Source organism: Micrococcus sp. M4NT, assembly GCF_033790745.1.
Lineage (GTDB): Bacteria > Actinomycetota > Actinomycetes > Actinomycetales > Micrococcaceae > Micrococcus.
Genome location: NZ_JAMYEH010000001.1, coordinates 91,936 through 103,875, shown reverse-complemented (window position 1 = coordinate 103,875; position 11,940 = coordinate 91,936). Strand labels below are relative to the sequence as shown.

The 11,940-nt window shown below is 74.4% G+C and carries 10 protein-coding genes; 3 read left to right on the top strand and 7 right to left on the bottom strand.

Annotation, left to right across the window (positions count from 1 at the left end; genetic code table 11):
- Nucleotides 1-58: 58 nt before the first annotated feature.
- From NJC10_RS00515 to NJC10_RS00495, 5 genes are all read right to left on the bottom strand, one after another.
- The gene (locus NJC10_RS00515; protein ID WP_413466367.1) at nucleotides 59-1,027 is read right to left on the bottom strand and encodes an o-succinylbenzoate synthase; all 969 of its coding nucleotides are present in this window, start codon (nucleotides 1,025-1,027) and stop codon (nucleotides 59-61) included.
- A 244-nt stretch (nucleotides 1,028-1,271) separates the two neighbouring features.
- Entirely contained in the window at nucleotides 1,272-1,946 is a 675-nt protein-coding gene (locus NJC10_RS00510; protein WP_319073928.1) for a hypothetical protein, read from the bottom strand.
- A gap of 201 nt (nucleotides 1,947-2,147) precedes the next feature.
- Nucleotides 2,148-3,761 carry a dihydrolipoamide acetyltransferase family protein gene (locus tag NJC10_RS00505; protein ID WP_319073926.1) on the bottom strand — a complete coding sequence of 538 codons (1,614 nt, stop codon included), beginning with the start codon at nucleotides 3,759-3,761 and terminating at the stop codon, nucleotides 2,148-2,150.
- Nucleotides 3,758-4,807: an alpha-ketoacid dehydrogenase subunit beta gene (locus NJC10_RS00500; protein ID WP_248116134.1), complete on the bottom strand. Its 1,050-nt coding sequence runs from the start codon at nucleotides 4,805-4,807 to the stop codon at nucleotides 3,758-3,760. Before NJC10_RS00500 ends, NJC10_RS00505 begins: the two co-directional genes overlap by 4 nt.
- Nucleotides 4,808-4,809: 2 nt before the next feature.
- On the bottom strand, nucleotides 4,810-6,018 hold the full coding sequence (locus NJC10_RS00495) for a thiamine pyrophosphate-dependent dehydrogenase E1 component subunit alpha (protein WP_319073923.1): 1,209 nt from the start codon (nucleotides 6,016-6,018) through the stop codon (nucleotides 4,810-4,812).
- A gap of 246 nt (nucleotides 6,019-6,264) precedes the next feature.
- On the opposite strand from NJC10_RS00495, the gene NJC10_RS00490 reads away from it, so the two are divergent.
- The gene (locus NJC10_RS00490) at nucleotides 6,265-6,732 is read left to right on the top strand and encodes an Lrp/AsnC family transcriptional regulator (protein WP_319073920.1); all 468 of its coding nucleotides are present in this window, start codon (nucleotides 6,265-6,267) and stop codon (nucleotides 6,730-6,732) included.
- Between the two features lie 22 nt (nucleotides 6,733-6,754).
- On the opposite strand, the gene NJC10_RS00485 is transcribed toward NJC10_RS00490, so the two are convergent.
- Entirely contained in the window at nucleotides 6,755-8,095 is a 1,341-nt protein-coding gene (locus NJC10_RS00485; RefSeq protein ID WP_319073919.1) for an MFS transporter, read from the bottom strand.
- A gap of 57 nt (nucleotides 8,096-8,152) precedes the next feature.
- On the opposite strand from NJC10_RS00485, the gene NJC10_RS00480 reads away from it, so the two are divergent.
- Nucleotides 8,153-9,649, top strand: a complete 1,497-nt coding sequence (locus NJC10_RS00480) for an NCS2 family permease (RefSeq protein WP_319073917.1) — start codon at nucleotides 8,153-8,155, stop codon at nucleotides 9,647-9,649.
- 14 nt (nucleotides 9,650-9,663) lie between these two features.
- Here NJC10_RS00480 and NJC10_RS00475 read toward each other — a convergent pair whose 3' ends face one another.
- Entirely contained in the window at nucleotides 9,664-10,152 is a 489-nt protein-coding gene (locus NJC10_RS00475) for a MaoC/PaaZ C-terminal domain-containing protein (protein WP_319073916.1), read from the bottom strand.
- Between the two features lie 178 nt (nucleotides 10,153-10,330).
- Here NJC10_RS00475 and NJC10_RS00470 point away from each other — a divergent pair, with 178 nt between their 5' ends.
- Nucleotides 10,331-11,887, top strand: coding sequence for a class I adenylate-forming enzyme family protein (locus NJC10_RS00470; RefSeq protein ID WP_319073914.1), 1,557 nt, complete (start codon nucleotides 10,331-10,333; stop codon nucleotides 11,885-11,887).
- The last annotated feature ends 53 nt before the right edge of the window (nucleotides 11,888-11,940 follow it).

The window sequence follows — 11,940 nt, the reverse complement described above, 5'->3', positions numbered from 1 at the left end:
TTGCCCTCTGGGTCCCCCCTGGGGGGCGAGATCCCAGGAGGCGCGTCATCGCCCCAGGTCAGCCGGAGATCTGCGCGAGGACCGCGTGAGCGTGCTGCACGCGTTCGGCCCACCGCCGTCGCCCCTCCCGGTCCAGCTGCAGCCGGCGCAGCGCACCCGGGTCCGGTTCGGGAGCGCGGACGCCGGGGGCGGGGAGCGTCCCGTCCACCGGACGCCACGGGGGCGCGACCACGTCGTCGGCGAACAGCGCCGCCGTGCCCAGGCCGCACGCGTGCGGCAGGGAGGGCAGGTGCGCGGCCAGGGCCGCTCCCCCGGCCAGTCCCACGGAGGTGTCCAGGGCCGAGGAGACGACGGCGGGCAGCCCCGCCGCCGCCACGATCGCCGCGGCGCGCCGCACTCCGCCGAGGGGCTGCACCTTGACCACGATCAGGTCGGCCGCGCCCGCCGCGGCCACGGCCAGCGGGTCGTCCTCCTTGCGGACGGCCTCGTCGGCGGCGATCGGGGTGGCGACGCCGCGCTCGCGCAGGGCGCGGCGCACACGGGCCAGCGGGGCGATGCCCGGCACGGGCTGCTCGGCGTACTCGAGGCCGACGTCGGCCAGCTCGGTGAGCATGTTCAGCGCCTCGTCCTCGGTCCAGCCGGCGTTGGCGTCGATGCGGATCGCGGCCTCCGGGAGCAGCTCGCGCACCCGCCGCACCCGGGCGAGGTCGGCCGCGTGGCCGCCCGCCACCAGGCCGCCGCCGGGGCGGTGCTCGGCCACCTTGACCTTCACCGCGGGCACGGGGCCGAAGCGCTCGAGGACGTCCTCGACCTCGGCTGCCCCCACGGCGGGGACGGTCGCGTTGACAGGCACCGCGTCCCGCACCGGCGCCGGCCAGCCCTGCCAGCCGGCCTCGACAGCCGCCGCGAGCCACCGGGAGGACTCCTCCGGGCCGTACTCGGGGAACGGGGAGAACTCGGCCCATCCCGCGGGCCCGCGCAGCAGGAGCGCCTGGCGCGCGGCGGTGCCCCGGAAGCGCACCGTCATGGGCAGCTCCACGGCCACCGCGCCGGCCAGCAGCTCCTCCACCGAGGGCAGGGCGCAGCCGCCGGGGGCACCGGGCAGGGGCGGGAGGGACGGAGCGGGGTGCAGGCCGTCGGGGCCGGGCTGCGCACGGTCCGGCTGCGCGGGGTCAGGCGACGTCATGCGGCCAGCCTAGGGGCGGGGGGCCGCCGTCGCCCGCGCGGGCGTCCGGGAGGCTGGCGTCTCCCGGGCGTCCCCGACGGCGGGGTCAGCGCGCGGCGAGGTAGCCGAGCTTGCGGGCCAGGCCCGCGGCCCGCTCATGCGAGCCGAGCACGCCCTCGAGGCCGGCGACGACGGCGGCCACCACCTCGTCCGTGAGGTGCCAGTCCGGGGTGAACGGATCGTCGAAGCGGGCCCACGCGGTGCCGACCGCGGCGAGGGCGCGGGCCATCTCGGTGACGTCCCGGAAGACCGGCTCGGGCTCGTCCCTGCGGTCCTCCCAGCCGTCCTCGCCGGGAGCCATGAGGATGCGGCCGGTGGCGGCCTCGTGGATGAACGGGTCGGCGCCCTGCTTCGCCACCACCGTCCAGTCGTCGTTCCAGTCCACGAGCAGGGCGCCGGTGCGATGGTTCCAGCGGTAGCCGGCCTGCTCGTCCCACAGGCGGTCCAGCGGGAAGAACAGCAGCGGCAGCCCCACGGTGTCGATCTCGAGCCACTCCGGGCCCACGTAGCGGTAGAAGTCCGCCAGATCCGTGGGCAGCGGCTCCTCGGCGGCCCATTCGATGGGCTCCTGGCGGGCGAGGTTGCCGAACGGGCCGAGCGCCTCACGCGCCGAGATGAGGGACTCCGGGTCCAGCGTGATGCGCGGCCGCGCGGCGGCCTCGCCCGCGGCGGGCGTGTCGATGGAGGAGGACGGACCGTGCGCGGAGGGAACGCGGTTCATGGCCCCAGGCTAGGCACGCGGCACCCCAGGCGGAGGAGCCCCCAGGCGACGGTCGCGTGACGCTCCGATGAAGCCTGCGTGACGCGCCGCCGTCGTGCGTCCACGAACGCCACACCAGAGCAGGACGAGCCCTGCGCAGGTGTGCCCCTCCGCATCGGAGGGGCACACCTGCCCAGGACTCGTCCAGGAGGGGCGGGCCCGTCAGATCCGGGCGAGGGCCGCCGTCGGGTCGTTGAGGCAGTCCGCCACAAACGTGAGGAACGCGCTCGCAGTGGCGCCGTCGGTGACGCGGTGGTCGAAGGTCACGGTCATCTCGGTGACCTTGCGGACCACGATCTCCCCGTCCACGACCCACGGGCGGTCCATGATGCGGCCGATGCCGAGCATGCCCACCTCGGGGATGTTGAGGATGGGGGTGGCGCCGTCGGTGCCGAGCGGTCCGTAGTTGTTGAGCGTGAACGTGCCGCGGGTCAGCTCGGCCGGGGCGGCCTTGCCGTCGCGGGCACGGGTGACGGTCTCGTTGATCGCGCGGGTCAGCTCGTCCGCGGACAGCCGCTCCGCGTGCTCCACGGAGGGCACCATGAGGCCGCGGGGCGTCTGCACCGCGAGCCCGAGGTGGACGCCGTCCACCTCCACGATCTCGTCACGGCCGCCGGCGCCGGCCTCGATGCGTGCGTTCATCACCGGGTACCGGCGCAGGCCGGCCAGCGTGAAGCGGGCGATCAGGCCGAGCAGGCTCGGGGCGTTCTCCGGGTCCGCCTTCTTCAGCTGCGCGCGCAGCTGAAGCAGGGCGGTGACGTCCACGTCCAGCCACGCGGTGACCTCGGGGACCTCGCGGCGGGAGCGGGAGAGCTGGTCCGCGATCACCTTGCGCACACCCGAGATCGGGGTGCGGGCGGTGACGGACAGGCCCGTGCGGGCGTCCGCCTGCCCCTGCGCGGCGGTGGCGCTCAGGGACTGCGCCGCGGGCGCGGCCTGGCCCTCGGCGGCGCCGACGGCGACCGACTTCTCGGCCGGCGTCTGCTCGGCCGCGGTCCCGGCGAGCACGGCCGAGGCGGCCAGCGCGCCCGTCGAGGCGGCCGCGGAGGGGACGTCGGCCGCGCCGGAGGAGGCGGCGAGCACGTCGGCGCGGGTGATGAGGCCGTCCGGGCCGGTGCCGGTCACGGCGGCCACGTCCACGCCGGTCTCCCGGGCGAGCTTGCGCACGATCGGGGAGGCCACGCGCGGCGCCTTCCCGGGGGTGGCCGGCGCGGCGCCGGAGCGGGCCGGACCGGCGGGGGCGCCGCTGCGCGAGCGCTTGGACGGGCGGGTGCGGCCCTTGGCCTTGTGGCCGGAGGTGCCGTAGCCGATCAGCACGGCGCCGGAGGCCTCCTCGTCGGAGCCCTCCACGTCGCCGTCGCCGCCGCGGGCCTTGTCCGGCGCGGGCTGCACGCCGGCGCGCTCCTCCTCGCGGTAGGACAGCGCGCCGGGCACGGCGCCGTCGGCCGCGGGGGCCGCGTCGGCGTCGGCCGCGGAGCCGGGGGTCGCGTCCGAGGCCGCGGGAGCGGCAGGGGCCGCGGCGGGTGCGCCGGCATCGTCGGCCGCGCCGACGGTGAACAGCGGCTTGCCGACCTCCATGGTCTGGCCCTCGGCGCCGTGCAGCGTCAGGACCGTGCCGGCGTAGGGGCTGGGCACCTCCACGATCGCCTTGGCGGTCTCGACCTCGCACACGGGCTGGTCGACGGCGATCTCGTCGCCCTCGGCCACGAGCCAGCGGACCAGGTCGGCCTCGGTGAGGCCCTCGCCCAGGTCGGGCAGCAGGAAGATGTTGCTCATGCGCGGGCCTCCTCGGGCTCCAGGTCCCAGTTCAGGTCGTCGATCGCGTCGAGGATGCGGTCCACGTTCGGCAGGTGGTGCTCCTCGAGCTTCGGGGCGGGGAAGGGGATGTCGAAGCCGGTCACGCGCAGCACCGGAGCGGCGAGCGAGTGGAAGCAGCGCTGCTGGACGCGCGCCACGAGCTCCGAGGCCACGGACGCGAAGCCCTGGGGCTCGGCGACGACGACGGCGCGGCCCGTCTTGGACACGGAGGCCGCGACGGTCTCCTCGTCCAGCGGGTTCACGGTGCGCAGGTCCACGACCTCCACGCTGTAGCCCTCCTCCTCCGCGGCCGCGGCGGCGGCCAGGCAGGTGGGCACGGACGGGCCGTAGGACACCAGGGTGACGTCGGTGCCGGTGCGGACGACGGCGGCCTGGGCCCAGGCCTCGCCGTGCTCCTTCTTCTCCTCGACGCGGGCCCAGCGCTCCTCGAACTCGGCGCGCAGCTCGTCCAGGTCCAGCTCTGCCTTGGTCCAGTACATCTTCTTGGGCTCCATGAAGACGACCGGGTCGTCCAGGCGGATGGCCGAGCGCAGCATCATGTAGGCGTCCTTGACCGAGGCCGGGGTGTACACCTTCAGGCCGGGGGTGTGCGCGTAGTAGGACTCGGAGGAGTCGCAGTGGTGCTCCACGCCGCCGATGCCGCCGCCGTAGGGGATGCGGATGGTCATGGGCATGGGGGCCGCGCCCTTGGTGCGGTTGCGCATCTTGGCCACGTGGCTCGCGATCTGCTCGAACGCGGGGTAGGCGAAGGCGTCGAACTGCATCTCGATGACCGGGCGGGCGCCGCCGAGGGCCATGCCCACGGCCATGCCCGCGATGCCGGACTCGGCCAGCGGGGTGTCGAAGCAGCGCTCCTCCCCGAAGCGCTTCGTCAGGCCGTCGGTGATGCGGAAGACGCCGCCGAGGGTGCCGACGTCCTCGCCGAACACGACCACCATCGGGTCGGCGGCCATCTCGTCGGCCAGGGCCGCGTTGAGCGCGGCGGCGAAGGTCAGGGTCGCCATGCTCAGGCCTCCTGGGTCTCGGTGCGGGACAGCTCCTCGGCCAGCTGCGCGCGCTGGGCGGCGAGCTGGGGGGTCTGCACGGTGTACACGTGGTCGAAGAGCTCGAGCGGGTCCAGCTCGACCTCGGCGTTCATGGCGTCGCGCAGGCGGGCCGCGACGTCCTCGGCGTCCTGGGTGATCTGCTCGGACACCTCGTCGGTGAGGGCGCCGGTGCCCTGCAGGTACGCGGTCATGCGGCGCAGCGGGTCGCGCTCGGCCCACATCTGCACCTCGGCGTCCTCGCGGTACCGCGTGGGGTCGTCGGTGTTGGTGTGCGCCTGCATGCGGTAGGTGTCCGCCTCCACGAGGAAGGGGCCCTGACCCGCGCGGCACAGGTCCACGGCACGGCCGAGGACGGCCAGGAGGGCGGCGAGGTCATTGCCGTCCACGCGCTCGCCGGCCAGGCCGTAGCCCACGGCCTTGTGGGCCAGGGACGGGGCGGCGGACTGCTTCGCGAAGGGCACGGAGATCGCGTACTTGTTGTTTTGCACGAAGAAGATCACCGGCAGCTTGAACACGGCGGCGAAGTTCAGCGCCTCGTGGAAGTCGCCCTCGGAGGTGCCGCCGTCGCCGACCATGGCCAGGCAGACGACGTCCTCGCCGCGCAGGCGGGCCGCCTTGGCCAGGCCGACGGCGTGCAGCATCTGGGTGGTCAGCGGCGTCGCCTGCACGGAGACGCGGTGCTCCTTGGGGTCGTAGCCCTGATGCCACGTGCCCTGGTAGGCCACCATGACGTCGAGGGGGTCCACGCCGCGGGCGATCACGGCTACGGTGTCGCGGTAGGTCGGGAAGAGCCAGTCGTCCTGGCCCAGGCACACCGCGGCGGCGACCTCGGCTGCCTCCTGGCCGTGGGAGGACGGGTACACGGCCATGCGGCCCTGGCGCACCAGCGCGTAGTTCTGGTCGTTGACGCGGCGGCCGATCACGAGGTGGCGGTAGGCCTCCAGCAGGGTCTCGTCCGAGGGCAGCGGGTACTCGTGGCCGGGCTCGGTGCCCTGCTCCTCCGGGGAGAGCAGCGTGCCGTCCTCGCCGATGAGCTGGATGCGGCGGGTCGCGGGGAGCAGGTACTCCTCGAGGGAGATGCCGAAGGCGGCGCCGGCGTTGGCGCTCGCCGCGGCCTTGGCCGCCTCGTCGGCGGCCGTGCCGGGCACGGCGGGGGTGGAGTCACTCACGTTGGGTCCTCTCGATCTGTGGCCTACAGTGTGCCGGTCGAGGGCATTCTGTCGCCCGCCGGCGGATAATCAGTGGATCAATGGAATGCTTTGGCCTGTTGCTGGAGACGTTCTGCTAGTGTGACCGGTGACACGGAGACGGACCGTGCAAGGCGCCAGTCCCGCGTCGGCGGCGGCCCCCGAGCTGCCCGTCGGAGCGGCCGCGGCCCGCCGTCCCCATCCTGCCCCAGCTCTCGAGGAGATCCCATGGCCATCGATACCCTGGACCGCGCGATCGTGCGCGAGCTGACCCAGGACGGCCGCCTCTCCGTTGCCGCGCTGGCCGAGCGCGTGCACATCTCCCGCGCGCACTGCTACTCGCGCCTCAACCGGCTGCAGGACGCCGGCGTCATCACCGGATTCACGGTGCGCGTGGACCCCGTCAAGGTCGGCCTGGGCGCCTCGGCGCACGTCACCCTCAAGCTGCGCCAGCACAACTGGCGCGAGCTGCGCGCCACCCTGCTGGCCATCCCGGAGGTGTGGCACGTCTCCCTCGTGGGCGGGAACATGGACGTGATCCTGCTGGTGCGCGCCCGGGACAACGCGGACCTGCGCCGGGTCATCTTCGACGAGCTGCAGACCCTGCCCGGCGTCGTCGACACCCAGACCTACATGATCTTCGACGACCACGCCTCCGGGCAGACGGTCCCCCCGGAGGACCCGGCGGCCGCCTGACCCGCGCTCCAGCGGGACGCGTTCACGCCCGCGGCCGCACCGCCACGTCGGCCGGTTCGGCGACGGCACCCGGCCCCGCCGGCAGCACGATGCGGAACACGACGGCGCCCGCCGCGCACACCGTCGCGAGCGCGCCGACGCCCCACGCGAGGCCGGCCGCCGCGGTGACCAGGGAGACCAGCAGCGGGCCGGCGAGCATGCCGGCGTCGGACATGGACCGCCACAGCCCCAGGAACTGGGGGCGGGCGTTGGCCGGCGAGTAGTCCGCACCGAGCGTCATGACGATCCCCGAGCCGAACCCGTTGCCGATCCCCAGCAGCAGCGCGGCCGCCGCGAAGGCGAGCGGGTGCGCGGAGAGGCTCACCGCGAGGAACCCCGCCCCGAGCAGCGCGAGGCAGGGCACCGCGACCGCACGTCGGCCGTACCGGTCCATGAGCCGCCCGGACGGATAGAACAGGAGCAGGTCCGCGGCGCCTGCGAGGCCGAAGGCGAGCGAGGCGGCCGCCGGGTCGAGGCCGAGGTGGGCGGCCCACAGCGGGATCACCGCGTTGCGCGCCGCGCGGGCCGCCGAGACGGCCATGACGCCGAAGCCCGCCGTCAGCAGCACCCCGCGCTGGGCGCGCGCCACGTCCGCGACGCGCGGGCGCCCTTGCCCGATCCGGGGTGCACCGCCCCCGGCCCCCGCCGCCGTCCCCCGGGCCGCGACGCCGGCCGTCTCCCCGGGCACCGTCAGCTCGCGGATGCGCAGGCACAGGACCGCGCCGGCCGCCATGGTCGCCGTCGCGGCGGCGAAGGCGCCGGACAGCCCCAGCCCCGCCTGGACGGCGGCGCCGAGGAAGGGACCGGAGAACACGCCGATGCGGATGGTCCCCCCGAGCGTGGACATCGCCCGCGCGCGGTGGGTGGCCGGGATGGCGACCGCCAGGTAGGCCTGCCGGGCGAGGTTGAACCCCGCCCCCGCGACGCCCACCAGGAGCACGGCCAGCAGGAACAGGGCGAGCCGGCCCGGCTCGCTCACCCCGCCGCCCGGGACGACGGCGGCCGAGGCGAGGGCCGCCGTCGTGCCCCAGGCCAGGCCCGCCCCGGCCGTGCCGAGCACCGCCGAGACGATCATGGTGAGCCGCTCCCCCGCGCGGGCGGCGAGGAGCGAGGCCGGGCCGTTGGCCACGAGCGAGCCGAGGCCCACCAGGACGACGACGGCGGCGGCCTGGGCCGTGGTGAGGCCGAGGGCGAGCGCCGCGGAGGCGATGGCCGGCGTCATGGCGCCGAGGCCGATCGCGTAGACCACGGACGGCGCGTAGATCTGGAAGGCCCCCCGCAGGTCGCCGAGGCGGGACCGGGTCGCGGGGGTGGGAGAGCTCACCGGTCGAGTCTGCCCGCACTGGCGCGCCGCGTCCAGGCCGCTCACTACCCTGGTGCCATGTCCTCGCGCACCGCCTCCTCCCCCGCCGCCCCGCCCGGGCCCGCACGCCCGCCGGCCCCCGCCTCCGGCCTCGACCGCTTCTTCCGCATCTCGGCACGCGGCTCCACCGTCGGCCAGGAGATGCGCGGCGGCCTCGCCACGTTCCTGGCCATGAGCTACATCATCGTGCTCAACCCGCTCGTGCTCTCCGGCGCGGACGCCCACGGGAACGTGCTCGGCGTGCCGCGCGTGGCCGCCGTGACCGCGCTCGTGGCCGGCGTCGCGACCATCGTGATGGGCGTGTGGGCGCGGCACCCGTTCGCCCTCGCCGCGGGCCTGGGCATCAACGCGTTCGTGGCCATCACCGTGGCCACCACCCCGGGCATGACGTGGCCGGACGTCATGGGACTCGTGGTGCTCGCGGGCCTGGTGATGGTGGTGCTCGTGGCCACCGGCTTCCGCACGGCGGTGTTCAACGCGGTGCCGGAGGCGCTGAAGACGGCCATCGTCGTCGGCATCGGCCTGTTCATCGCCCTGGTCGGCCTCGTCAACGCCGGGTTCGTGCGCCGCCTCCCCGACGCTGCGGGCACCACCGTGCCCGTGGGCCTGGGCATGGGCGGCGAGCTGGCCGGCTGGCCGGTGCTCGTGTTCATCGTGGGCCTGGCGGTCACGGCGATCCTCGTCATCCGCGGGACGCGCGGGGCCATCCTCATCGGCATCGTGGTGGCCACCGTGCTGGCCAACATCCTCGAGGCCGTGTTCCACATCGGCCCCTCCGTGGCCGCGGACGGCACCGTGAACCCGCTCGGCTGGTCCCTCGTGGCGCCGTCCGTTCCGGACTGGGCGGCCCCGGACCTCTCGCTGCTGGGCCACGTGTCCCTCTTCGGCGCCTTCGACACCCTCGGCGGGCTCATGGCGTCGCTGCTCGTCTTCGCGATCCTGCTCTCGGTGTTCTTCGACGCGATGGGCACCTCCGTGGGCCTGGCCCGCGAGGCCGGCACCGTGGAGCCCGACGGCACCATCCCGGACCTCAACCGGGTGCTCATGGTGGACGCCCTCGCGGTGACCGCCGGCGGCGGCGCGTCCGGCTCCGCCAACCAGATCTTCGTGGAGTCCGGCACCGGCATCGGCGAGGGCGCCCGCACGGGCCTGGCCTCCGTGGTCACGGGCCTGCTGTTCCTGCTGGCCATGTTCCTCACGCCCCTGATCCACCTCGTCCCGTTCGAGGCGGTGGCGCCCGCCCTCGTGGTGGTGGGCTTCATGATGTGCGCGCAGGTGACGCGCATCGACTGGTCGGACTGGGGTGCCGCGCTGCCGGCCTTCCTCACGTTCATCCTCATGCCGTTCACGTACTCGATCGCCAACGGCATCGGCGCCGGCATGATCGCCTACGCGGTCATCCGCGCCGGCCAGGGCCGCGCCCGTGAGGTGCACCCGCTGCTGTGGCTGGTCGCCGCCGCGTTCGTGGTGTTCTTCGGCATGGGCGTGGTGCGGGGGATCCTCGGCCTGGCCTGACCCCCGGCGGCCGCTCAGTGCGGGAGCGCCGCGGTCCGCATCTCCAGGTACGCGGAGATCTCCATGGTGAGCACGTCCTTGCCGTCCTGGTTGCACACCCGGGACGCGAACACCATGAGACCCCGTCCCTGCTCCGGCTCGAGCGTCAGCTCGGTCACGACCGCGTCCCCGGTGAGGACGTCCCCGGGCCGAACCGGGCGCACGAAGCGCAGGCGGTCGATGCCTCGCCCCGCGATCACGTGCCAGTGGTCCGTGCGGGCGAGCACCTGGAGCCGCTGGAGGATCGCCACGGTGTGGATGCCGCTCGCGATCAGTCCCCCGTAGCGCCCGTGGGTGACGCTGCGCTCCGGGTCCGTGTGGATGAACTGGGGGTCCCACTGGCGGGCGAACGCCATGACCTCCTCCTCGGTGACCGGGTACGAGCCCATCGATGACCGCGTCCCCACCGGGAAGTCCTCGGCGTACAGTCCGGCGCCCCGCATCCGTGCCTCGTCGTCTCGCATCTCCGGTCGGCTCCTTCTCCTCGCGACGCCAGGGCTCCGTGCGCCTCGTCCGTCCGATCCGCCTACGCGTCATCATTGCACATTCGTGCAGATCGCCATACAGTCGCATAGCATCCACGGATGAGACGGACATCACACGTCTGACCGCCCGCTTCCGCACGCGACCCAGGAGCACCCCATGCCCACCCTGCCCGGCGTCCTCGCCTCCACCGCCCGCCGCGTCCCGGACCGCCCCGCGCTGCGGTGGGGCGAGTCCTCCCTCACGTACGGGGAGCTGGACCGCACCGTCACCCGCCTCGCGGCAGAGCTCGCCGACCGCGGCGTCCAGCGGGGGGACCGCGTGGTCCTCGTCGCGGGCAACACCATGGCCTTCGTGGTCGGGATCTACGGCGCGCTGCGCGCCGGGGCCATCGCCGTTCCCGTCAACCCCCGCTCCGCCGCGCCCGAGCTCCGGCACTTCCTCGCCGACACCGAGTCGTCGATGGTCCTCGTTGACCCGGCTGCCGGCGACGGCGTCCGCGCACTGCAGGCCGACGACGGCGGGCTGGGGACGGCGACGGCCCTCGGCCTCGGCGAGCTGGACGGGTTCGACGACGTGCTCGCCGCGGCGCTGGCCCGCGACGAGTCGACGTTCGAGCGCGAGCTGTCCGAGGACGACGACGCGCTGATCATCTACACCTCGGGCACCACCGGCCGGCCCAAGGGCGCCCTGTTCGACCACCACCGCGTGCTCTGGGTGGGGCAGAGCATCACCATGGGCCTCGGCCTCCGCCTGGACGAGACGATGCTGCACGTGGCCCCGCTCTACCACTCCGCGTCCCTCAACCTGCTGCTCTTCAACGGCGTGATGCTGGGCGCCACCCAGGTGCTGATGCCCGCGTTCGCGCCGGACGACGTGCTGGAGGCGCTGGAGCGCGAGAAGGTCACGGTGTTCTTCGGCGTCCCCACGATGTTCGCCTCCATGCTGCGCAGCCCGCAGATGGCCGCCCGGGACCTCTCCCACCTGCGCCACCTCTTCTACGGAGCCGCCCCGATGCCCGCGAGCACCGCGGAGGCGCTCGTCGCCGCCCTCCCGCACGTGGACATCGTCCAGGCCTGCGGCCAGACGGAGGGCGGTCCCGGCGGCATCCTCCTCACCCACGAGGAGGTCATGGCCCACCCGTCCGCCAGCGGACGCCTGGCCATGCCGAACACGGAGGTGCGCGTCGTCGACGCCGACGGCGAGGACGTGGCCGTCGGCGAGGTGGGCGAGATGATCATGCGCGGCGAGACGATGATGAAGGGCTACTGGCGCAACCCCGAGGCCACGGCCGCCACCGTGGTCGACGGCTGGGTGCACACCGGCGACCTGACCCGCGTGGACGAGGGCGGCTACCTCACGATCGTCGACCGCCTCAAGGACCTGATCATCACCGGCGGCCGCAACGTCTACTCGGTGGAGGTGGAGAACGCGCTCGCCGGCTGCCCCGGCGTCGCCGAGCTCGCGATCGTCGGCCGCGACCACCCGGACTTCGGGGAGAGCATCGTCGCCGTGGTCACCCCCGCGCCGGGGGCCACCGTGACCCTGGAGGACCTCCGCGCGTACGGCGAGAGCCGGATCGCCCGCTTCAAGCTCCCCCACGACCTCGTGATCGCGGAGATCCCGCGCAACCTGTCCGGGAAGATCCTCAAGCACCGGCTGCGGGCCCAGCTCGACGGACCCGTCGGATCGGCCGACCCCGCCGCGCAGGCCTGACCCCCGCCGGCGCCTCCGTCCTCGAGCGGCGCCGCCTCAGCCCGACCCCACCA

What these genes read in the sequence shown, in the direction of transcription:
- NJC10_RS00505 (WP_319073926.1), bottom strand. Translation starts at nt 3,761, where the DNA reads ATGAGCAACATCTTCCTGCTGCCCGACCTGGGCGAGGGCCTCACCGAG.
- NJC10_RS00510 (WP_319073928.1), bottom strand. Translation starts at nt 1,946, where the DNA reads ATGAACCGCGTTCCCTCCGCGCACGGTCCGTCCTCCTCCATCGACACG.
- NJC10_RS00490 (WP_319073920.1), top strand. Translation starts at nt 6,265, where the DNA reads ATGGCCATCGATACCCTGGACCGCGCGATCGTGCGCGAGCTGACCCAG.
- NJC10_RS00480 (WP_319073917.1), top strand. Translation starts at nt 8,153, where the DNA reads ATGTCCTCGCGCACCGCCTCCTCCCCCGCCGCCCCGCCCGGGCCCGCA.
- NJC10_RS00470 (WP_319073914.1), top strand. Translation starts at nt 10,331, where the DNA reads ATGCCCACCCTGCCCGGCGTCCTCGCCTCCACCGCCCGCCGCGTCCCG.
- NJC10_RS00515 (WP_413466367.1), bottom strand. Translation starts at nt 1,027, where the DNA reads ATGACGGTGCGCTTCCGGGGCACCGCCGCGCGCCAGGCGCTCCTGCTG.
- NJC10_RS00475 (WP_319073916.1), bottom strand. Translation starts at nt 10,152, where the DNA reads ATGCGAGACGACGAGGCACGGATGCGGGGCGCCGGACTGTACGCCGAG.
- NJC10_RS00500 (WP_248116134.1), bottom strand. Translation starts at nt 4,807, where the DNA reads ATGGCGACCCTGACCTTCGCCGCCGCGCTCAACGCGGCCCTGGCCGAC.